The following is a 21095-nucleotide window of genomic DNA, read 5'->3' as shown; positions in this document are numbered from 1 at the left end:
GGATGGCGGTCGTTCCCGAGACTCGCGCCACACGGCCGGATTGGTCTACACCAAATTGACCTGTGACCTGCGCAAACCCCGACCGGTGACACTTTCGGGTTACGGCCGTGGTCTAGCTACTCTGTCCGGGTGTGCGGAATCGTGGGATACGTGGGTCACCGGGCGGCGCTCGACGTCGTGCTCGACGGACTGAGGCGGATGGAGTACCGGGGGTACGACTCCGCGGGCGTCGCAGTCCTGGACGGGGAGGGCGGTCTGACCGTCGAACGCAAGGCGGGCAGGCTGGCCAACCTGGAGGCTCGGCTCGACGAGGTCGGGCGCGGGTCCTTCGGCGGGACGGCGGGCATGGGCCACACCCGGTGGGCGACGCACGGCGCGCCCGTCGACCGGAACTCGCACCCGCACCGGGACTCGACCGGGCGGGTCGCGGTCGTCCACAACGGCATCATCGAGAACTTCATCGCGCTGCGGACCGAGCTGGAGTCGGCAGGCGTCGAGATGACCAGCGACACCGACTCCGAGACCGCCGCGCACCTCGTCGCGCGGGCGTACGCCGAGGGCGAGACCGCGGGTGACCTGACCGAGAGCGTCCGCTCCGTGGTCCGCCGCCTGGAGGGCGCGTTCACGCTGGTCGTGACGCACGCCGACGTGCCGGACCAGGTCGTCGCGGCCCGCCGCTCCTCGCCGCTCGTGGTCGGCGTCGGCGACGGCGAGCACTTCGTCGCCTCGGACGTGTCGGCGTTCATCGAGCACACCCGCCAGGCCGTCGAACTGGGCCAGGACCAGGTCGTCGTGATCACCGCGGGCGGCTACGAGGTCACCGACTTCCACGGCGAGCCCGCCACCGCGAAGCCGTTCACCGTGGACTGGGACCTGTCGGCCGCCGAGAAGGGCGGCCACGACTACTTCATGCTCAAGGAGATCGAGGAGCAGCCGGAAGCCCTCGCGAACACGCTGCGCGGGCACTTCGACGGCGGCCGGATCGTCCTGGACGAGCAGCGCCTGTCCGACCAGGACCTGCGCGACGTCGACAAGGTGTTCGTCGTGGCCTGCGGCTCGGCCTACCACTCCGGCCTGGTCGCGAAGTACGCCATCGAGCACTGGACCCGCCTCCCCGTGGAGGTCGAGCTGGCCAGCGAGTTCCGCTACCGCGACCCGGTGCTCGACCGCGACACGCTCGTCGTCGCCGTCTCGCAGTCCGGTGAGACGGCGGACACCCTGGAGGCCGTGCGGCACGCCCGCGAGCAGAAGGCCCGCGTGCTGGCCGTGTGCAACACCAACGGCGCCCAGATCCCGCGCGAGTCCGACGCGGTGCTCTACACCCACGCGGGCCCGGAGATCGGGGTCGCGTCCACCAAGGCGTTCCTCGCCCAGATCGCGGCGAACTACCTGGTCGGCCTGGCCCTGGCGCAGGCCCGCGGCACCAAGTACCCGGACGAGGTCGCCCGCGAGTTCCGCGAGCTGGAGGCCATGCCCGACGCGGTGGCCAAGGTGCTCGGCACGACCGAGCAGGTCCGCGCGCTCGGCCGCGAGCTGGCCGACTCGAAGGCGGTGCTGTTCCTGGGTCGCCACGTCGGCTACCCGGTGGCCCTCGAAGGCGCGCTCAAGCTCAAGGAACTGGCGTACATGCACGCCGAGGGCTTCGCGGCCGGTGAGCTGAAGCACGGTCCGATCGCGCTGATCGAGGAGGGCCTGCCGGTCGTCGTGGTCATGCCGTCGCCGAAGGGCCGCGCGGTGCTGCACTCGAAGATGGTGTCCAACATCAGCGAGATCCAGGCCCGCGGCGCGCGCACGATCGTGATCGCCGAGGAGGGCGACGAGACGGTCCGGCCGTTCGCCGACCACCTCATCGAGATCCCGGCCGTGCCGACGCTGCTCCAGCCGCTCATCTCGACGGTGCCGCTCCAGGTGCTGGCCGCCGAGATCGCCCGCAGCCGCGGCTACGACGTCGACAAGCCCCGCAACCTCGCCAAGTCCGTCACGGTCGAGTAGGTCGCCCTAGGCTTGATCCATGCGCGGTTTCTGGAACACCGAACACGTCAAGGCGGCCGAGGACCGGCTGCTGGCCAGGACCCCGGACGGCGCGCTGATGCGGCGCGCCGCCTTCGGCGTGGCCGTGGTCGCCCTGGAGCTGCTGGCGGGGCGCAGGCGGGTTGGCCTGCTCGTCGGGGCGGGCGGCAACGGCGGCGACGCCCTGTGGGCCGGGTACTTCCTCCGGCGCCGGGGCGTGGCCGTGACCGCGGTCCTGCTCACCCCCGACCGCGCGCACCCGGCGGGCCTGGCCGCGTTCCGCAGGGCGGGCGGCCGGGTCGCCACCGAGCTGCCCGAGGTGGACCTGGTCGTCGACGGGATCGTGGGCCTCTCGGCCCGCGGCCCGCTCCGGCCGGACGCCGCCGAGCACGTCGCCAAGGTCACCGCGCCGATCCTCGCCGTGGACCTGCCCAGCGGAGTCGACCCCGACACCGGCGTGACCAGCGGTCCGTTCGTCGAGGCGCACACCACCGCCACGTTCGGCTGCCACAAGCCGGTGCACGCGCTGGCCGACTGCGGCGACGTGCGGCTGGTCGACATCGGCCTCGGGCCCGAGCTGCACGGCCCGGACCTGATGGAGCTGGAGCACGCCGACGTGGCGCTGGCCTGGCCCGTGCCCGGCATCGGCGACGACAAGTACACCCAGGGCGTCACGGGCATCGCCGCCGGATCGGCCACCTACCCCGGCGCCGCCGTGCTCTCCACCGGCGCCTCGGTCCTGGCCACGTCGGGCATGGTCCGCTACGCGGGTCAGGCGGCCGACGCCGTCCGAGCCCGCTGGCCCGAGTCGATCTGCACCGGCTCCATCACCGACGCGGGCCGCGTCCAGGCGTGGTCCGTCGGACCGGGCCTCGGCACCGGGCTGAGCGCCGAGAACGTCCTCCGCCACGTGCTGGAGGCCGGTGTCCCGGTCTGCGCGGACGCCGACGCCATCACGATGTTCGCCAACAACCCGGACCTGTGGGACGCCCGCGACCCGGACACCACCGTCGTCCTCACCCCGCACGACCGCGAGTACGCGCGGCTGATGGGGGAGGAGGTCGGCACCGACCGGGTGGCCGCGGCGAAGCGGGCCGCCGAGCGGTTCAACGCCGTGCTGCTGCTCAAGGGGAACACCACGATCATCGCCGACCCCGGCGGCGCGGTCGCCGTGAACCGGTCCCGGTCGGCCTGGCCCGCGACGGCCGGTTCCGGTGACGTGCTGTCCGGCGTGCTCGGCTCGCTGCTCGCCGCGGGCGTCCACCCGCCGCTCGCGGCGGCCTGCGCCGCGCACGTGCACTCCCTCGCGGGCGAGATCGCCGCCGACGGCGCCCCGATCCCGGCGTCGTCGCTGATGGCCGCCATCCCGGACGCGATTCGTTCCGTGCGGGCTGTGACACCATGATTGGCGTCATGGCTGCCTCCACCCCCCGCGCCGAGGTCGTGGTCGACCTCGCCGCCTTCCGCCGCAACGTCGCCGTGCTGTCCGGCCTGGCCGACCGCACCGGCGCGGCGACCATGGTCGTGGTCAAGGCCGACGGCTACGGCCACGGTGCCGTGGACGTGGCCCGTGCCGCCCTCACCGCGGGCGCGACGTGGCTGGGCTCCTGCTCGCTGGCCGAGGCGCTGGCCCTGCGCGCGGCGGGCATCACCGCGCGCGTGCTGTCCTGGCTCGACCTGCCCGGCGAGGACTTCGCCGCGGGCGTGGCGGCCGACGTGGACATCTCGGTGGCGTCGACCCGGATGCTGCGCACCGTCGCGGAGGCCGCTCGGGCCGCGGGCGGGCGGGCCCGGATCCACCTCAAGATCGACACCGGTCTCTCCCGCAACGGCTGCCAGCCCGCGGACTGGCCCGCGCTGGTGGCGGAGGCCGCGGCCACCCCGGCCGTCGAGGTCGTGGCCGTCTGGTCCCACCTGGCCTGCGCGGACGAGATCGGCCACCCGTCGATCAGCCTCCAGGCCGAGCGCTTCGACACCGCCTACCGGCAGGCGCTGGCCGCCGGGCTCCGGCCGCTGCGCCACCTCGCCAACTCGGCGGCCCTGATCACCCGCCCCGACCTGCACTTCGACCTGGTCCGGCCGGGTATCGCCGCGTACGGCCTGAACCCGGTCCGCGTGCCGGTGGACCTGCGTCCGGTGATGACGTTCCGCGCGGGCGTGGCCCTCACCAAGCGCGTCCCGGCCGGGGAGTCGGTGTCGTACGGCCTCACCTGGACGACCCCGAGGGACACCACCCTCGCGCTGGTGCCCGCGGGCTACGCCGACGGCGTCCCCCGCAGCCTGTCCGGACGGATGGAGGTCCTGCTGGGGGGCCGACGGCTCCCGGTCGTGGGCCGCGTCTGCATGGACCAGGTCGTGGTGGACTGCGGCGCCCTCGACGTGGCCGAGGGCGACGAGGTCGTCCTCTTCGGCCCCGGCGACCGCGGTGAACCCACCGCGCGGGAGTGGGCGGACGCGATCGGCACGATCGACTACGAGATCGTCACCGGTATGCACCGCCCGAGGCTGCGCCGCACCTACGTGGGCGTCCCGGAGCTGGTCGAGACGTGAACTCCCTCTGGAAAACCCTGGGCCTGGCCACCGGTGTCCTCGGCGCCGCCGCGACCGGCGCGGTCGTGGGCGCGGCGGCCCACCGCAAGAAGGTCTCCGAGGAGCGCAAGGCCAGGGACCCGCTGGCCGACGAGCCGCTGGGCGAGCTGCCCGCGGACCGGGAGTCGACCGTCGCGGCGGACGACGGCGTCCCGCTGTCCGTGGAGGAGGTCCTCCCGGCCGACGGCGGCGACCCCGAGCTGAACGTGGTCCTCGTGCACGGTTTCGCGCTCGACCGCCGCTGCTGGCACTTCCAGCGCCGCGACCTGGCGGCGCTGGTCGAGCCGCGGGTCCGCCAGGTCCTCTACGACCAGCGCAGCCACGGCCGGTCGGGCCGGTCCACGCCCGAGGGCAGCACCATCGAGCAGCTGGCCCACGACCTGGACGCGGTGATCCGCGCGGTCGTCCCGGACGGTCCGCTGGTGCTCGTCGGCCACTCGATGGGCGGCATGACGATCATGGCGCTGGCCGAGCAGCGGCCGGAGCTGTTCGCCGACCGCGTGCGCGGCGTGGCCCTGGTCGGCACGGCGGCCGGGGCCGTCGGCGGCGCGGGCCTGTCGAAGTCGGTGCTGTCCCGCTACAACCCCGTCACCCTCGGCGTCGGCAGGCTGGCGGGCATCCAGCCGGGGTTCGTCGAGTGGGCGCGGCGGCGGGCGGACAAGGTCACCTGGGGCGGCATCAGGGTCCTGGCGTTCGGCGACCGCAAGGTCAGCCCGCTGCTGGTGGACCTGATGGAGAAGATGATCAACCAGGCCAGCGTCAAGGTCCTCACGGAGTTCCTGGAGACCCTGGGAACCCACAACCGCTACCGCGCCCTGGCCGGACTCCGCCACTGCGAGGTCCTGGTCGTCAGCGGTGACGCGGACCGGCTCACGCCGTTCTCCCACGCGGAGCGCATGGCGGAGGAGATGCCGGACGGCGAACTGGTGCGCGCGCCCGGCGCGGGCCACATGGTCATGCTGGAACAACCGGAACTGGTCACCGGGCACCTGATCGGTTTGATTCGGCGGTCCGCCGTCGAGCAGGACGAAAGTCGACGGCGATGGTGGCGACGAGCGTGAGCAAGACCCTGGAACTGCCCCGTGTGGAGGACACCGAGGCGTTCGGCGAACGGCTGGGGAAGGTCCTGCGGGGCGGTGACCTGCTGCTGCTGGCGGGACCGCTGGGCGCGGGCAAGACGGCGCTGGTGCGGGGCCTGGCGGTGGGGCTGGGCGTCACCGGCCGGGTCAGCTCGCCCACGTTCGTCATCGCGCGGCTCCACGAGCCCGCCGAGGGCGGTCGGGGCATCGCGCTGGTCCACGTCGACGCCTACCGGCTCGGCGGCGACCTGGAGGAGCTGGACGACCTCGACCTCGACACCGACCTGGTCGACTCGGTCGTGGCGGTCGAGTGGGGCGAGGGCGCGGCCGAGCGCCTCTCCGAGGACCACCTGCTGATCCGCCTGGAGCGGCGGGACGACGACGTGCGGCTGGCCCACCTGCTCCCGCACGGCTCGTGGGTGGACCGCGAACTGCCCTAGGGGCCGGCGACCCCCCTGACCACGCCCAGTTCCACGAGGTCCTGCGGGCGCAGCTTCAGCTGGTCCGCCGTGGCCTTCACCTGCGACGGGTCGCGCTTCAGGATCGCGGCGGCCAGTTCGGGGGCGATCACCGAGAAGTAGGCGTCCGGGGCGATCCACGTCTGGTCCGGTGACGCCAGGGCCAGCGCCCCGCCGGAGCCGCCCTCGCCGACGACCAGCGTCGTGACGGGCACCCGTGCGGCGGCCAGCGCGCCGAACAGCTCGGCGATGGCCGGTCCGACTCCCGCGCGTTCGGCGGCGGCGTCGTTGGCGGCCCCCGGCGTGTCCACCAGCGTCAGCACCGGCAGCCCGAGCCGTTCGGCGAGCCGGACGACCCGGCTGGCGGTCCGGAACCCCGCGGGTGTGTTGGCGGTCCCGGTCTGCGCCGCGTAGACGACGGACCGGCCCTCGTGCAGCCCGATCCCGCAGAGCATCCCCGGATCGACCCCGCCCGCCCGGTCGCCGCTGAACGGGATCCGCGCCGAGAAGTAGTCGTCAAGGTAGGCCTGCGCGCGGGGTCGTTCGGGGGCGCGCGCCCGTTCCACGGCCGCCCACCCGTCGGCGGGCAGGTCCGTCGCGCCCAGCGCGCGGGGCACCGACGCGGGCCGCAGGTCGCCGCCCATCAGCAGCGGCAGCAGCGCTCCCAGGACACCGCCCAGCTCGGCGGGCTCCACGACGAGGTCCACCGCGCCCGCCGCGAACTGGCCCTCGCTGGTGTAGGCGGGGTCGTCCAGGTCGGCGGCGGGCCGCACCCGTGACCCGGCGAAGCCCACCTGCGCGCCGGGCACGGCCAGCACCACGTCGGCACCCGCCCCCAGCGAGGCCCAGATGCCACCGGTGGTCGGGTCGCACAGCACGGACACGTGCGGCAGGCCCGCCTCGGCGTGCCGCGCGCACAGGCCGGAGATCCGCTGCAACTGGCGCAGCGACGCCATGCCCTCCTGCATCCGGCTGCCGCCGGTGGCGATGACCGACACCACCGGCAGGCCCTCCGCGCCCGCCTCGGTGAACGCCTCCTCGATCAGGTCCCCGGTGGCCGTGCCGACGGAGCCGCCGAGGAACCGGAAGTCGAACGAGATCGCCACGGCGTCGCCGCGCCGTTCCCACGACACCGACTCGTCGCCGCCGGTCTTGGACCGGGCCCGCCCCAGCTGGGCACCGTAACCCGCCCAACCGAGGGGGTTCATGCGCCGAGGGAACGCTTGAGGACCTTGCCCATGTCGTTGCGCGGCAGCGCTTCCAGGAACCGCACCACCCGCGGCCTCTTGTGCGGCGACAGCAGCCCGGCCACGTGGTCGGCCAGCTCGGCCTCGCTCGGGAACTCCCCGGTGGCGGGCACGACCCACGCCACGATCCGCTCGCCGAGGTCGTCGTCCGGCTCGCCGGTCACGGCCGCCTCGGCCACGCCGGGGTGCTCCAGCAGGGCGTTCTCGATCTCACCCGCACCGATCTTGTACCCGCCGCTCTTGATCAGGTCGGTGGCCCGCCGCCCGACGATCCGCACGTACCCGTCCGGGTCGAGCACGGCCATGTCACCGGTCCGGAACCAGCCGTCCACGAACGCGGCGGCCGTGGCGTCGGGCCGGTTCAGGTACTCCAGGAACAGGTTCGGCCCGCGCACCTCGATCTCGCCGATCCCGGTGTCGATCTCCCGGATCGCGTCGGCCGCGCCCTCCTCCCCGGCCAGACGGACCTCCACGCCGTCCAGGGGAAGACCGACGGTCCCCGGCCTGCGGTCGCCGGACGCGCGGACGCTGGTGTTCATCAGCGTCTCGCTCATCCCGTACCGCTCGACGACCCGCTGCCCGGTGGCCGCCGCGATCCGCTCGTGCACCGTCGCGGGCAGCGCGGCGGACCCGGACACCAGCAGCCGCGCGGCGGAGAACCCGGCGGCCAGGGACGGGTCGGCCTCCACCTCGGCGGCGATCCGCGAGTACATCGTCGGCACGCCGAACATCACGCCACCGCCCGCCAACGCCTCCGAGGCGGCGGCGACGGAGAACTTCCCGAGGTGCTTCGCGGTCCCGCCGCGCCGCAGCGGGCCGAGCACGCCGAGGCCGAGGCCGTGCACGTGGAACAGCGGCAGCGCGTGCACGACGACGTCGGCGGCCGTCCACTCCCACGCGGTGGCCAGCGAGTCCAGGTTGCTGCTCAGCGCCCGGTGGGGGAGCACCACGCCCTTCGGCGGGCCGGTGGTCCCCGACGTGTAGATGATCAGCGCGGGCGTCTCAGGGTCGAGCGACCGCACCTCGACCGGCGGCCCGGACGGCAGCGTCCCGTCCAGCACCAGGTCCGGCGAGCTGTCGGACATGATGTGCGCCAGCTCGCGCTCGCCGATCTTCGGGTTGATCGGCACCACGGGCACCCCGGCGAGCAGCGCGCCGACGATCGCCACGACCGCCTCGACGGTCGAGTGCGCCCACACCGCGACCCGCGACACCCCGGCCAGCCCGCCCGCGACCGACCGGGCCTCCTCGGCCAGCTCCCGGTAGGTCATGGTCCGACCGGGGAAGTCGAGCGCGATGTCGTCCGAGGGGGAGGCGAGCGCGGGGATCAACATCTGCGCAACGATGCCGGCCCCCGCGCCCGTCGTGCATCACAAGTGTGGTTCGAGCCACGCCACCAGGTGCGACTTCGGCTTCGCCCCCACCGCCCTGGCCACCAGTTCGCCGTCCTTGTACAGGTGCAGCGTGGGCGCGGCCATCACCGCGAGGTCCCGCGCGGTGCGCGGGTTGGCGTCGATGTCGAGCTTCGCGACGGTCAGCGCGCCCCCCTGTTCCGCCGCGATCTGCTCCAGCACCGGCTCGACCATCCGGCACGGCCCGCACCACACGGCGCTGAACTCGACCAGCACGGTCCCGGTGCCCACCACGTCGGCGAACGTCTCATCAGTCAGCGTCCTCAAGCTCGCTCCCACCACTCGTCGCGCACACAGGTGTGGAGAAGGGCACCCCGGCCAGCGCCAGCTGGTCCCGCAGCCGGTCGCGCACCGCCGTCATCCGGTCGATCAGGTCGTCGACCTCGGCGAGCTTGCGCCGGTAGACCGCGACCGACGCCGGGCACGAGTCGCCCGTCGGGTGCCCGTCCCTCAGGCACTCCACGAACGGCCGCGTCTCCTCCAGGGCGAACCCGATGCCGGTCAACGACCGGATCTCGGCGACCAGCCGCAGGTCGGAACGGTCGTAGGTCCGGTAGCCCCTGCCGTCCCGCCGAGCGGGCAGCAGGCCCTGCGCCTCGTAGTAGCGCAGGGCCCTGGTCGTCGTCCCGGCCAGCTCGGCCAGTTCCCCGATGCGCATGGCGACCTCCTCCGCGGGCGATGCTCCACCTTGACGCCGACGTCAAGGCAAGGGCGAGTGGCGAACACCCGTACCCTTGACAACCGTGCTCGTCCTCGCCATCGATACCGCCACACCCGCGGTCACCGCCGGTGTCGTCGACCTGACGGCTGATTCGCCGCCCCGACTGCTCGCCGAGCGGGTGACGCTCAACGCGAAGGCCCACGGCGAGCTGCTCACACCGCACCTCCAGGACGCCCTCGCGGAGGCGGGGAAGACGTTCGCCGACGTCGACGCGATCGTCGTCGGGGCGGGCCCCGGCCCGTTCACCGGCCTGCGGGTCGGCCTGGTCACGGCCGCCGCGCTCGGCCAGGCGCTCGGCCGCCCGGTGTACCCCGTGCCGACGCCGGACGCCGTCGCGCTCGCCGCGGCGACGGGCGAGCCGCTGCTGGTCGCCACCGACGCCCGGCGCAAGGAGGTCTACTGGGCCGTCTACGACGCCACCGGTCGCCGGGTCGAGGGGCCGGGGGTCGACCGGCCCGCCGACCTGGCCGACCGCGGCCTCGACGTGCGCGCGGCCGTGGGGGAGGGTGCCGCGCTCTACGCCGACGTCCTCGGCCTGCCGGTCGTCGCACCGCACCACCCGACCCCGCTGGCCCTCGTCGGGGTGGCCGCCGCCGAGCTGCTGGCGGGCGCCGAGCCCGGCCCGCTGACCCCGCTCTACCTGCGCAGGCCGGACGCCGTCGAGCCCGTCGGCCGCAAGAGGGTGACACGGGCATGAGCCGCGCCAGTCTGGTGTCGATCTCGCCGCTGCGCCGCGAGGACGTGCCGCGCTGCGTGGAGATCGAGCACGAGCTGTTCCCCGGCGACGACCCGTGGAGCGCGACCTCGTTCCTGTCCGAGATGGCGGTGGGCAACCACTACCTCGGCGCGTACCTGGCCGACGGCACGCTCATCGGCTACGGCGGACTCGCCGTCACGGGCCGCGCCCCGGACTTCGAGGCGAGCGTCCACACCCTCGCCGTCGACCTCGGCCACCAGCACCTCGGCATCGGCAAGCGCCTGCTCCGCGCCCTCCTGGAGCGCGCGGACGAGGTCCACGCGCCGGTGTTCCTGGAGGTCCGCACGGACAACGTGCCCGCCATCAGCCTCTACGTCGCGCACGGCTTCGAGAAGATCGGCCTGCGCCGCCGCTACTACATGCCATCCGGTGCCGACGCGTACACGATGGCCCGCCCCGCCGTTGTGAGGGAAAACCCGTGACCGACAGGCTCATCCTCGGCATCGAGAGCTCGTGCGACGAGACCGGTGTCGGCATCGTCCGCCTCAGCCCGAACGGCGAGGTGGAGCTGCTGTCGGACGAGGTCGCCTCCAGCGTCGAGCAGCACGCCAGGTTCGGCGGCGTCGTCCCCGAGGTCGCCAGCCGCGCCCACCTGGAGGCCATGGTCCCGACCATGCGCCGCTCGCTGGAGATCGCGGGCGTCGGCCTGTCCGACATCCACTCCATCGCCGTCACCGCCGGTCCCGGCCTCGCGGGCGCCCTGCTGGTCGGCGTCTCCGCCGCCAAGGCCTACGCCGCCGCGCTGGACAAGCCCCTCTACGGCGTCAACCACCTGGCGGGCCACGTCGCCGCCGACACGCTGGAGCACGGCCCGCTCCCCGAGCGCTGCCTCGCGCTGCTGGTCTCCGGCGGCCACTCCCAGCTCCTGCTGGTCGAGGGCCTCGCCCACAAGATCACCGAACTGGGCTCCACCGTCGACGACGCCGCGGGCGAGGCCTACGACAAGGTCGCCAGGCTGCTCGACCTCCCGTACCCCGGCGGCCCGCCGATCGACAAGCTCGCCAAGACGGGCAACGGCTGCGCCATCGCGTTCCCGCGCGGCCTCACCGGCCCCCGCGACGCCCGGTACGACTTCTCCTTCTCCGGCCTGAAGACCTCCGTGGCCCGCTGGGTCGAGAAGGCCGAGCGGGCGGGCGAGGAGATCCCGCTCGCCGACGTGGCCGCGTCGTTCCAGGAGGCCGTCGCCGACGTGCTGACCATGAAGGCCATCAGGGCCTGCAAGGACCTGGACGTCGACACGCTCGTCATCGCGGGCGGCGTCGCGGCGAACTCCCGCATCTCCGGTCTGGCCGCCGAGCGCTGCGCCGAGGCGGGCATCGACCTCCGCGTCCCGCGCCCGAAGCTGTGCGGCGACAACGGGGCGATGATCGCCGCCATCGGCGCCCACCTGGTGGCCGCGGGGGCCAAGCCGTCCCCGATCGACCTCTCCACCACCCCCGGCCTGCCCGTGAGCACGATCCAGGTGTGGTGAGGAGCCTGGTCCCGAGGCGTCCCGACCGCGAATCCACGCCCGCGCCGAACTGTCGGCCGCCCCTCCGTTGAGCGTTGGCACTCAAGTGGGTAGAGTGCTAATCACACGGCGCCAGTACCGCCCCGACCCCCGCGACGGCGGGGTGGCAGGTGCCGTAACCACCTGCCAACGCTTTCAATGACCGTGGAGGTCAGCCCGGTGAGCGTGAACATCAAGCCGCTCGAGGACAAGATCGTCGTCCAGGCCAGCGAGGCCGAGACCACGACCGCTTCCGGCCTCGTGATCCCGGACACCGCGAAGGAGAAGCCCCAGGAGGGCAAGGTCATCGCGGTCGGCCTGGGCCGAATCGACGACAAGGGCAACCGCGTCCCCGTGGACGTGGCTGTCGGCGACGTCGTCATCTACTCGAAGTACGGCGGCACCGAGGTCAAGTACAACGGCGAGGAGTACCTCATCCTCTCTGCCCGCGACGTGCTGGCCGTCATCAACTAGTCGTTCGGCTGACACGCAAGCGCCCCGGCGACCCCAGATCCGGGGCTACCGGGGCGTTTCGCACAAGAGAGGCTAGGCAATGCCCAAGCAGATCAGCTTCGACGAGGACGCTCGTCGGGCACTCGAGCGCGGCGTGAACAAGCTGGCCGACACGGTCAAGGTCACCCTTGGTCCGGCAGGCCGCCACGTCGTCCTCGACAAGAAGTTCGGTGGCCCGACGGTCACCAACGACGGTGTCACCATCGCTCGCGAGATCGAGCTGGAAGACGCCTTCGAGAACCTGGGCGCGCAGCTGGCGAAGGCCGTCGCGACCAAGACCAACGACGTCGCCGGTGACGGCACGACCACCGCCACGGTGCTCGCGCAGGCCATGGTGCGCGTCGGTCTCCGCAACGTCGCCGCGGGTGCGAACCCGACCGCGCTCGGCCTCGGCATCCAGGCCGCCGCCGACGCCGTCGTGGACGCGCTCAAGGCGAAGGCCACCCCGGTGAAGGGCCGCGACAACATCGCGCAGGTCGGCACCGTGTCCTCGCGCGACGAGTCCATCGGCGCCCTCCTCGGTGAGGCCATCGAGAAGGTCGGCGAGGACGGCGTGATCACCGTCGAGGAGTCCTCGACGATGCTCACCGAGCTCCAGATCACCGAGGGTGTCCAGTTCGACAAGGGCTACATCTCGGCGCACTTCGCCACGGACCTCGAGGCCCAGGAAGCGGTCTTCGAGGACGCCCTCATCCTGCTGCACCGCGAGAAGATCTCGGCCCTGGCCGACTTCCTGCCGCTGCTGGAGAAGGTCGCCGAGTCCGGCAAGTCCCTCGTCGTGATCGCCGAGGACGTCGAGGGCGAGGCGCTGTCCACCCTGGTGGTCAACGCCCTGCGCAAGACCCTCCGCGTCGTGGCCGTGAAGGCGCCGTTCTTCGGCGACCGCCGCAAGGCGTTCCTGGACGACCTCGCGGTCGTCACCGGCGGCCAGGTCATCGCCGCCGAGGTGGGCCTCAAGCTGTCCGAGGTCGGCCTCGACGTGCTGGGCTCCGCCCGTCGCATCGTGGTGTCCAAGGACAACACGACCATCGTCGACGGCGGTGGCTCGAAGGCCGACATCGCCGGTCGCGCGGAGCTGCTGCGCCGCGAGATCGAGGCGACCGACTCCGACTGGGACCGCGAGAAGCTCCAGGAGCGGCTCGCGAAGCTCTCCGGCGGCATCGCCGTGATCAAGGTCGGCGCCGCCACCGAGACCGAGCTCAAGGAGCGGAAGCACCGCATCGAGGACGCGGTCGCCGCCACCAAGGCAGCGGTCGAGGAGGGCATCGTGCCCGGCGGCGGTTCCGCCCTCGTGCACGCCGCCAAGGTGCTCGACGGCGGTCTGGACCGCACGGGCGACGAGGCGACCGGTGTCGCCATCGTCCGCGAGGCCCTGAGCTCGGCGCTGTTCTGGATCGCCACGAACGCGGGCCTCGAAGGCGCCGTCGTGGTGAACAAGGTCCGCGAAGGCGACTGGGGCTTCGGCTTCAACGCCGCCACGCTGGTCTACGGCGACCTGCTCGACTGGGGCATCATCGACCCGGTCAAGGTCACCCGCAGCGCGGTCACCAACGCCGCCTCGATCGCCCGCATGGTGCTCACCACGGAGAGCGCCATCGTGGAGAAGAAGGAGCCGGAGCCCGCTGCCGCGGGTGCGGGCCACGGCCACGGGCACGGCCACTAGTTCGACAGCTCGCGACGAGGGGCGGCACCAGATCCTGGTGCCGCCCCTTTCGCGTCCCCGCGCTCGGGCGCGGACGCGAAGGGCGGCCCCTCCGCGGAGGGACCGCCCGTCACGCACCACGACGACGGCAGGCACCCCGGTCAGTCGGCTCCCTCGACAAGCCGGCCGAACCCGAGGGTGAACCGCCCCCGGTCAGGTGGTCAGCGCCAACTGCCGCTTCCTCGATTTGATGATGCTGTCCCGCTCCGACTCAGACAAACCTCCCCAGATCCCGTACGGCTCCTGCACCGCCAGCGCGTGGCGCCTGCACATCTCCAGCACCGGACAGGCGAGGCACACCGCCTTGGCCCGTGCTTCCCTCCGGGCCCGTGCCGGGCCTCGCTCCCCGTCCGGGTGGAAGAAGAACGCGCTGTCCATTCCGCGACAAGACCCGGTCATCTGCCAGTCCCACACATCGGCGTTGGGTCCGGGGAGCCTTCGGGTGTCCGCCATGTCGAGACCGCCTCCTTGGCCCACTGCTGTGGACTGCTCCATTCGGCTTAATGTTGATCCACCGTAGAACCGCGCCAAAACTTGTTCAAGGGCTCTGGCACGAGAAAGCTCGTTATTCAACCGATGGGTGATCAGCTCGTGCTCGGGCGTTCACCCGCCGGAGTTGCCGCGAGGGCGTCGCAACCGGACGATGACCGCGTGACGACGCATCCGGAGCACCCGGCCGCCCCGGCGGGCGGTGGGCGGGAAACCGGCGCGGCGGAAGAGGATCCGGCCGCCCAACTCGTGCTGTCGGTGGCGGCCGTCGCCCGTCGGCTCGGTGTCGCGCCCGCCACCCTGCGCACGTGGGACCGCCGTTACGGGCTCGGACCCAGCGATCACACGACCGGGCGACACCGCCGGTACGCGCCGGGCGACATCGCCCGCCTGGAATTGATGCAGCGGGCACTGCTGCGGGGCGCGTCGTCGGCGGAGGCCGCGAAGTACGCGCTGGCGTCGAGGGTGCCCACGCCCCGGACCGCCCGGATCGTGGCGCCCGCACCGGTCCCGCTGCTCACCGGCGGCGAGGTCGGGGCGAGGGCGGGTGGGCGCGGGCTGCGGATGCCGGGGGCGAGCCGCCGGGCGCGCGGGCTCGGCCGGGCGGTCCTCGCGATGGACTCGGCCTCCGCGCAGCAGATCCTGGCCGACTCCCTCGGCGAGGACGGGGTGGTCGCGACGTGGGACGAGGTGGTCCGCCCGCTGATGGGCGCGATGGCCGCGCGGTGGGAGCACTCGGGCGCCGGGGTCGAGGTCTCGCACCTGCTGAACGAGTGCGTGCTGGCCGCGATGATCCGCGTGACGCCCGTGGTGACCACTCCCCGCAACCACCGCCCGGTGCTGCTGGCGTGCATGCCCGACGAGCGCCACAACATCCCGCTCTACCCGCTCGCGGCGGTCCTGTCGCAGCGCGGCGTGGGGATTCGTCAGCTCGGGGCGGCGCTGCCCGCGGAGGCGCTGCGGTCGGCCGTGCTCAGGGTCGCGCCCGCCGCCGTGGTGCTCTGGGCGCAGCTCCCGCGCTACGCCGATCCGGGGGCGCTCGCGGTGGTGCCGCGGACGAGGCAGCGGGTGCGCCTGTTCGTGGGCGGTCCCGGCTGGGAGCGCGGTGTCGTCCCCTCCACGGCCGAGCGGATCGATGACCTGGGCACGGCCGCCACCGCGGTCGAGCGGGCCGTCTGCTGATGACGTCGTCGGAACCCGGCACGATGTGACCGTGGAAGACCAGTTGAGACGTGCGGCGTTCGGCGACCGCCCGGAGACACCCGTCTGGAGCACCCTCGCGAACGGGTCGGCGCGGGAGCGCTGGCTGGCCGCGGTGGTGCTCGGCGGGCAGGGGCACTACGCGGCCGCGGCCACCGCCCTGGGCGCCCTGCTGCACGACCGGGACCGCCTGGTGGCCTCGCTGGCCGCCTCCACGCTGGCGTCGCACCGGCGCCAGCTGGGCGGCCACGCGGTCGCTCGGGGCCTCGACGCCCGCGCGCTGGCGACCGCCCCGGCCGGTGGCACCGCCGACCGGGACGGCGTCGACGGGGCGGGAGCGCGCGCCGACGCGCTGCTCGGGCTGGCGGCCGACGCCATCGGCGCAGGTAGGACGGGCGAGGCGCGGCGGCTGCTCGCCGAGGTCGAGCCGGGCTGCTGGCGGACCGCCGTGCGCCGGGGGTGGGTGGCCGCCGAGGTCGAGCTGGCCGAGGGGCGCGCGGAGGCGGCCGTCGCGCCCGCGGAGGCCGCCGCGGTGACCGCGCGTGAGGCCGGGGCGGTCCGCCACGCGCTCAAGTCGGACGTCGTCCTCGGGACCTCGTTGGTGGTGTGGGGGACCGTCGGGGGTGTCGCTCGCGGCGTTGAGCTACTAGAGTGTGACCTAAATCACATTACCAAACGAGACCTGTGGTCGTTGATCTGGCCGACGGCTCTGGTGCTCTCCGACCATGACCCATCTGCGGCGGGTAATCCTCCCGTACGGGCTACCGAGGCTCTGAGCTGCGTGTTACGCAGGGCTGACCCGATCGGTCGACGGCTGGCGCGGGACTCCCCCTGGGTGCCGACCGCGCTGCTCCGTTCCGGGGAACCCCCGAACGCAGACCCCCTGTCGAAGTTCTTGACGGATTAAGCACCGGATCGTGTCAAGGTTGGGCCTCCAGCGTCCGATAGGGGAGATGAAACGTCACTCGGCTGCAGGAAGGAGTCCCCGTGACTACGGTCCTTATTTGCGACGACCGGCGCAGCGTGCGGGAGGGCCTCACCCGTGTCATGTCGGCCGTCCCCGGGGTTAGTCGCATTGACTGCGTAGCGCACGGTGACGAGTTGTTGGCTCGCTTTTCACGGCAGCCAGTCGACGTCGTGCTGGTAGGTACCCAGCGCGCCGTCCCGACCGGTGTTGAAGCAACCCGGCGACTCGTCTCGGCCAACCCGCAGGCCAACGTCATCGTGTTCGGTGCCCCGGACGACGCGGGCAGCATCGCCGCCGCGATCGCGGGTGGCGCCCGTGGTTACCTCCGCTGGGACGCCTCGCGTCCCGAGCTGGTGGCCGCGCTGGCCCACACCCTCGCGAGCACGTCGGTGCCTGCACCCCGTCAGCCCTCGGACCCCGGCGTCCAGCTCACGGAGCGCGAGCTCCAGGTGCTGCGCGGCATGAGCCAGGGCAAGAGCAACGGTCAGATCGGGCGCGAGCTCTACCTGTCCGAGGACACCGTGAAGACCCACGCGCGGAGGCTGTTCCGCAAGCTGGGTGTCCGCGACCGCGCTCAGGCGGTCGCCCACGGCTTCCGCCGCGGCCTCGTGTCCTAGATCACGACCGCGGGTATCCTCATCCAGCCCGGCGCTTCGTCGCCGGGCTGGATTCGGTTTGTGCGGTGGCAGGTCAGAGGGGTCTCCGTGGCCCCTCCCGCCGCCGTTTGCCCACCTGGCCGGTACCGTGTGCGTCACTAGTACGAGTGACGTCGATCGTCTTGTGCTGTTCGTTGTCGAGACGCCAAGGCGTAACACCGGGGCTGCTGTCTGCGATGACCAACTTGGGGGACGGACTGGACGCCGAAGTAGGCGCGGCCGTCGAAGGTGACAGGGCCGCCATCGAGCGCCTGTTGGCTTCGATCCGTCCCCTGGTGGTGCGGTACTGCCGCGCCCGAGTCGGAAGGCAGGAGAGGTCTTTCGCTTCGGCGGACGACGTGGCCCAGGAGGTGTGTCTCGCGGTGTTGACGGCCTTGCCCAGCTACCGCGATCAAGGTCGGCCGTTCCTCGCGTTCGTGTACGGCATCGCCGCGCACAAGGTGGCCGACTCCCACAGGTCCTCGTCGAGGAACCGCTCCGAACCGGTGGCCGAGGTCCCGGACGGTCCCGAGACCGACGCCGGTCCGGAACAGCGGGCCATGCAGGGCGAACTCACCGGTCAGATGGCCCAGCTCCTGCGGGTGCTGCCCGAGAAGCAGCGGGAGATCCTGCTGCTGCGCGTGGTGGTCGGGCTGTCGGCCGAGGAGACCGCCGCCGCGGTCGGGTCGACCGCCGGAGCCGTCCGGGTGGCGCAGCACCGCGCGCTGTCCAGGCTCCGCAAGACGTTGGCAGCCGAGGAGGTGGTCTGAGTGGCCGACCAGCACGAGCACGAGAAGGACAACGGAGAAGTCGTGCGCGGACAGCAAGGGAGAGCACCTCTCCCCTCGGACGATCGGTCGACGGACACCGCCGACCAGTTCCCCGACGACCTGACGGGCATCCAGGCCGACGACGCGCTGCTCGACGCGCTGGGCGGCAAGGACCCCGACCGCGTCGGCGACCTGGTCCAGGACGACCTCAACGCGCTGCTGCTCGCGTGGCGGCACGACGTCGACAGCCAGGCCATCTCCGACCTGGTCGACACGGACACCGCCGTGGCCACGATCGCGGCCGCGCGGCCGAAGGCGCCGTCCCGGCACCGCTTCCTGATCCCGCTGGCCAGCGCGGCGGCCATCCTCGCCATCGCGTTCACCGGCGTCAGCCTGGTGGCCCGCGACGCGCACCCCGGCGACCCGCTGTGGGGCCTCACCCGCGTGCTGTACTCCGACCACGCGCAGTCGGTCGAGGCCGCCGTGGCCGTGAACACCGACCTGGAGGCCGCCCGCGCCGCACTGCGCGAGGGCAGGGTCAACGAGGCCAAGAACGCGCTGGAGAAGGCGGGCGTCGCCCTCCCGATGGTGTCGGCCGACGACGGTCACGTGGACCTGTCGCAGGAGCACACGAAGCTGCTGGACGAGCTGGTGAGCACCACGGCGACCACCGTGAACACGGGGACCACGCCGTCGGGCACCACGTCGGTGCCGGACCCCACCGGCACGTCGTCGAGCACGTCGCCCACGACGGAGCCGACCACGACGTCGGAGTCGCCGACCGCCTCGGCGTCCAACACGTCGGAGCCGACGACGAGCACGACCAGCGAGCCCGCTCCTCCGCCGCCCCCGCCCCCGCCGCCGCCGGACGACACCGATCCGACCGGCGAGGTCACTCCGCAGTCCGGCGACACCACGCCGACCTCGTAGCTCCCTCCGCAGGTGTGACGAAGCCCGCCCCGGTTTCCGGGGCGGGCTTCGTCACACCGTCAGCGGGCGTCCTCGGTGGCGGTGACGCCGTCGGCGTACCCGCGGCAGTACTCCCACGTCACGTACGACGCCGGGTCCGGGTCGTACGCGGGCTCGTGCGGGCGCATCCGGCCGTCGTTCAGGAGCTGTTCGAGGCTGGCCCGCAGCAGCGCCCAGTCGTGGAAGTGCGGCTCCTCGCACTCGCCGCAGTCCACGACGATCCCCCGCACACCACTGGGTTCCAGCAGGGCTTGGTACACCGCTAGGTCGCTGAGGTCACCCACGAGTTCGGCGCGTTCCTCGTCGCCCATCTCGGGGTGCTCGTGGTCTTCTTCTGGCTCGGCCATGGCCTTCGCGGGATCTTCCGGATCCTCGGCGAAGGGGTCTGGCGGCAAGGCGTCGTGCGGCACGACCCCGCACGGTACCGGGCGGAGGCCGGTGACCGCCCAGATACCATGACGTGAACGCCCCGGACCTGTCCGCAGGGACGAGAATCAGATGCTGCCCCCAAGCGGAACCCCGATCCGCTCGCGGTGGGTCCGCAGCACGACGGAAGGCTTGTCACCCGCTATGACCAGCGAGCTCAACGTTGACGGAGTCCCGAGCAAGTTCGCGATGCTGGGACTGACCTTCGATGACGTCCTGTTGCAGCCTGCGGAATCAGACGTCGTGCCCAGCAACGTCGACACCAGCACCAGGATCTCCCGCAACATCACGCTGCGCATCCCGCTGGCCTCCGCCGCGATGGACACCGTGACCGAGGCGCGCATGGCCATCTCGATGGCCCGCCAGGGCGGGATCGGCGTGCTGCACCGCAACCTGTCGATCGAGGACCAGGCCAGCCAGGCGGAGACGGTCAAGCGCTCCGAGGCAGGCATGGTGACCGATCCGGTGACCTGCACGCCAGAGGACACGATCGCGCACGTGGACGACCTGTGCGCCCGCTACCGGATCTCCGGCGTCCCCGTGACGGACCCGTCCGGCAAGCTCGTCGGCATCATCACCAACCGCGACATGCGCTTCGAGGTGGACCACAAGCGCAAGGTCAGCGAGGTCATGACGAAGGGCCCGCTGGTCACCGCGCAGGTCGGCGTGTCGGCCGAGGCCGCGCTGGGCCTGCTGCGCCGCCACAAGATCGAGAAGCTGCCCATCGTGGACGGCGACGGCAAGCTCCGCGGCCTGATCACGGTCAAGGACTTCGTCAAGACCGAGCAGTACCCGCTGGCCAGCAAGGACCCCGACGGCAGGCTGCTGTGCGCCGCCGCGGTGGGCGTCGGCGACGACGCGTTCGCGCGTTCGATGGCGCTGGCCGACGCGGGCATCGACGTCCTCATGGTCGACACCGCCCACGGCCACTCGCGCGGCGTGCTGGAGATGGTCGCGAAGCTCAAGAAGGAGCTGGGCGACACCGTCGACGTCGTCGGCGGCAACATCGCGACCCGGCTCGGCGCGCAGGCGCTGGTCGACGCGGGCGCGGACGGCGTGAAGGTCGGCGTCGGACCCGGTTCGATCTGCACGACCCGCGTGGTCGCGGGCGTCGGCGTCCCGCAGATCACCGCGATCCACGAGGCGTACCTCGCGTGCCGCCCGGCCGGTGTGCCGGTGATCGGCGACGGTGGCATCCAGTACTCCGGCGACATCGCCAAGGCCATCGCCGCGGGCGCCAGCGCCGTCATGGTCGGCAGCCTGGTCGCGGGCACGGCCGAGGCCCCCGGCGACCTGATCCTGGTCAACGGCAAGCAGTTCAAGACCTACCGCGGCATGGGTTCCCTCGCCGCGATGTCCGGTCGGGGCGACACCAAGTCGTACTCGAAGGACCGCTACTTCCAGGACGACGTGCTGTCCGAGGACAAGCTCGTGCCGGAGGGCATCGAGGGCCGCACGCCGTTCCGCGGTCCGCTCGCGCAGGTGGCGTACCAGCTCGTCGGCGGTCTCCGCATGGCGATGGGCTACACCGGTTCCCGCACGATCCCGGAGCTGCAGAACGCGCAGCTCGTGCGGATCACCGCGGCGGGCCTGAAGGAAAGCCACCCGCACGACATCACGATGACCGTCGAAGCCCCCAACTACACCACCCGCTGAGAGGAT

General features: G+C 72.6%; 22 protein-coding genes. 16 read left to right on the top strand and 6 right to left on the bottom strand.

All coding sequences use genetic code 11. The features are described from left to right. Window positions 1–129: 129 nt before the first annotated feature. From glmS to tsaE, 5 genes are read left to right on the top strand one after another with little or no spacing between them, the layout of a single operon-like run. A complete protein-coding gene (gene glmS / locus AC156L_RS18165; RefSeq protein WP_330879543.1) occupies window positions 130–1992 on the top strand; it encodes a glutamine--fructose-6-phosphate transaminase (isomerizing) in 1863 nt (620 codons plus the stop codon). Between the two features lie 19 nt (window positions 1993–2011). Next, window positions 2012–3415 carry an NAD(P)H-hydrate dehydratase gene (locus AC156L_RS18160; protein ID WP_330879542.1) on the top strand — a complete coding sequence of 468 codons (1404 nt, stop codon included), beginning with the start codon at window positions 2012–2014 and terminating at the stop codon, window positions 3413–3415. An 8-nt stretch (window positions 3416–3423) separates the two neighbouring features. Continuing rightward, a complete protein-coding gene (gene alr, locus AC156L_RS18155) occupies window positions 3424–4560 on the top strand; it encodes an alanine racemase (protein WP_330879541.1) in 1137 nt (378 codons plus the stop codon). Next, window positions 4557–5660, top strand: a complete 1104-nt coding sequence (locus tag AC156L_RS18150) for an alpha/beta fold hydrolase (protein ID WP_484407044.1) — start codon at window positions 4557–4559, stop codon at window positions 5658–5660. Before alr ends, AC156L_RS18150 begins: the two co-directional genes overlap by 4 nt. After that, window positions 5642–6118 (top strand): tRNA (adenosine(37)-N6)-threonylcarbamoyltransferase complex ATPase subunit type 1 TsaE, encoded by a 477-nt coding sequence (gene tsaE, locus AC156L_RS18145; RefSeq protein ID WP_330879539.1) that lies wholly within the window; start codon window positions 5642–5644, stop codon window positions 6116–6118. Before AC156L_RS18150 ends, tsaE begins: the two co-directional genes overlap by 19 nt. On the opposite strand, the gene AC156L_RS18140 is transcribed toward tsaE, so the two are convergent. Genes AC156L_RS18140 through AC156L_RS18125 form a run of 4 tightly spaced genes read right to left on the bottom strand, consistent with a single transcriptional unit; the run spans window position 6115 to window position 9453 of the window. After that, window positions 6115–7344 carry a carboxyl transferase domain-containing protein gene (locus tag AC156L_RS18140; RefSeq protein ID WP_330879538.1) on the bottom strand — a complete coding sequence of 410 codons (1230 nt, stop codon included), beginning with the start codon at window positions 7342–7344 and terminating at the stop codon, window positions 6115–6117. The genes tsaE and AC156L_RS18140 overlap by 4 nt on opposite strands. Next, window positions 7341–8717, bottom strand: coding sequence for an acyl-CoA synthetase (locus tag AC156L_RS18135; protein ID WP_330879537.1), 1377 nt, complete (start codon window positions 8715–8717; stop codon window positions 7341–7343). The genes AC156L_RS18140 and AC156L_RS18135 overlap by 4 nt, the downstream gene beginning before the upstream one ends. A gap of 36 nt (window positions 8718–8753) precedes the next feature. Then, complete coding sequence (locus AC156L_RS18130) at window positions 8754–9062, bottom strand: thioredoxin family protein (RefSeq protein WP_330879536.1); 309 nt, start codon at window positions 9060–9062, stop codon at window positions 8754–8756. Continuing rightward, window positions 9046–9453, bottom strand: a complete 408-nt coding sequence (locus AC156L_RS18125; RefSeq protein ID WP_330879535.1) for a MerR family transcriptional regulator — start codon at window positions 9451–9453, stop codon at window positions 9046–9048. Before AC156L_RS18125 ends, AC156L_RS18130 begins: the two co-directional genes overlap by 17 nt. A gap of 85 nt (window positions 9454–9538) precedes the next feature. On the opposite strand from AC156L_RS18125, the gene tsaB reads away from it, so the two are divergent. The 5 genes from tsaB to groL all read left to right on the top strand — a co-directional run bounded on the left by tsaB (window position 9539) and on the right by groL (window position 13938). Then, on the top strand, window positions 9539–10213 hold the full coding sequence (gene tsaB / locus AC156L_RS18120; RefSeq protein ID WP_330879534.1) for a tRNA (adenosine(37)-N6)-threonylcarbamoyltransferase complex dimerization subunit type 1 TsaB: 675 nt from the start codon (window positions 9539–9541) through the stop codon (window positions 10211–10213). Beyond that, on the top strand, window positions 10210–10695 hold the full coding sequence (gene rimI, locus AC156L_RS18115; protein WP_414720063.1) for a ribosomal protein S18-alanine N-acetyltransferase: 486 nt from the start codon (window positions 10210–10212) through the stop codon (window positions 10693–10695). Before tsaB ends, rimI begins: the two co-directional genes overlap by 4 nt. Continuing rightward, window positions 10692–11744: a tRNA (adenosine(37)-N6)-threonylcarbamoyltransferase complex transferase subunit TsaD gene (gene tsaD, locus AC156L_RS18110; RefSeq protein WP_330879533.1), complete on the top strand. Its 1053-nt coding sequence runs from the start codon at window positions 10692–10694 to the stop codon at window positions 11742–11744. Before rimI ends, tsaD begins: the two co-directional genes overlap by 4 nt. Before the next feature lie 198 nt (window positions 11745–11942). Beyond that, the gene (gene groES / locus AC156L_RS18105; RefSeq protein ID WP_106187556.1) at window positions 11943–12236 is read left to right on the top strand and encodes a co-chaperone GroES; all 294 of its coding nucleotides are present in this window, start codon (window positions 11943–11945) and stop codon (window positions 12234–12236) included. 79 nt (window positions 12237–12315) lie between these two features. Further along, window positions 12316–13938, top strand: a complete 1623-nt coding sequence (gene groL / locus AC156L_RS18100) for a chaperonin GroEL (protein WP_330879532.1) — start codon at window positions 12316–12318, stop codon at window positions 13936–13938. Between the two features lie 192 nt (window positions 13939–14130). Here groL and AC156L_RS18095 read toward each other — a convergent pair whose 3' ends face one another. Next, window positions 14131–14430: a WhiB family transcriptional regulator gene (locus AC156L_RS18095; RefSeq protein ID WP_330879531.1), complete on the bottom strand. Its 300-nt coding sequence runs from the start codon at window positions 14428–14430 to the stop codon at window positions 14131–14133. A 198-nt stretch (window positions 14431–14628) separates the two neighbouring features. Here AC156L_RS18095 and AC156L_RS18090 point away from each other — a divergent pair, with 198 nt between their 5' ends. The 5 genes from AC156L_RS18090 to AC156L_RS18070 all read left to right on the top strand — a co-directional run bounded on the left by AC156L_RS18090 (window position 14629) and on the right by AC156L_RS18070 (window position 18968). Continuing rightward, window positions 14629–15648, top strand: coding sequence for a MerR family transcriptional regulator (locus tag AC156L_RS18090; protein ID WP_330879530.1), 1020 nt, complete (start codon window positions 14629–14631; stop codon window positions 15646–15648). Window positions 15649–15679: 31 nt separating this feature from the next. Beyond that, window positions 15680–16573: a hypothetical protein gene (locus AC156L_RS18085; RefSeq protein WP_330879529.1), complete on the top strand. Its 894-nt coding sequence runs from the start codon at window positions 15680–15682 to the stop codon at window positions 16571–16573. 80 nt (window positions 16574–16653) lie between these two features. Next, window positions 16654–17250, top strand: a complete 597-nt coding sequence (locus AC156L_RS18080; RefSeq protein ID WP_015805222.1) for a response regulator transcription factor — start codon at window positions 16654–16656, stop codon at window positions 17248–17250. Window positions 17251–17465: 215 nt separating this feature from the next. Beyond that, entirely contained in the window at window positions 17466–18038 is a 573-nt protein-coding gene (locus tag AC156L_RS18075; RefSeq protein ID WP_330879528.1) for a sigma-70 family RNA polymerase sigma factor, read from the top strand. Further along, window positions 18039–18968: an anti-sigma-D factor RsdA gene (locus AC156L_RS18070; protein WP_330879527.1), complete on the top strand. Its 930-nt coding sequence runs from the start codon at window positions 18039–18041 to the stop codon at window positions 18966–18968. It begins immediately after the preceding gene. A 59-nt stretch (window positions 18969–19027) separates the two neighbouring features. On the opposite strand, the gene AC156L_RS18065 is transcribed toward AC156L_RS18070, so the two are convergent. Next, the gene (locus AC156L_RS18065) at window positions 19028–19417 is read right to left on the bottom strand and encodes a DUF5319 domain-containing protein (protein ID WP_330879526.1); all 390 of its coding nucleotides are present in this window, start codon (window positions 19415–19417) and stop codon (window positions 19028–19030) included. A 160-nt stretch (window positions 19418–19577) separates the two neighbouring features. Here AC156L_RS18065 and guaB point away from each other — a divergent pair, with 160 nt between their 5' ends. Further along, window positions 19578–21089 (top strand): IMP dehydrogenase, encoded by a 1512-nt coding sequence (guaB, locus tag AC156L_RS18060; RefSeq protein WP_330879525.1) that lies wholly within the window; start codon window positions 19578–19580, stop codon window positions 21087–21089. Window positions 21090–21095 lie beyond the last annotated feature (6 nt).

Source organism: Umezawaea sp. (genome assembly GCF_057122925.1).
This window is presented reverse-complemented; position numbering and strand designations above follow the sequence as displayed.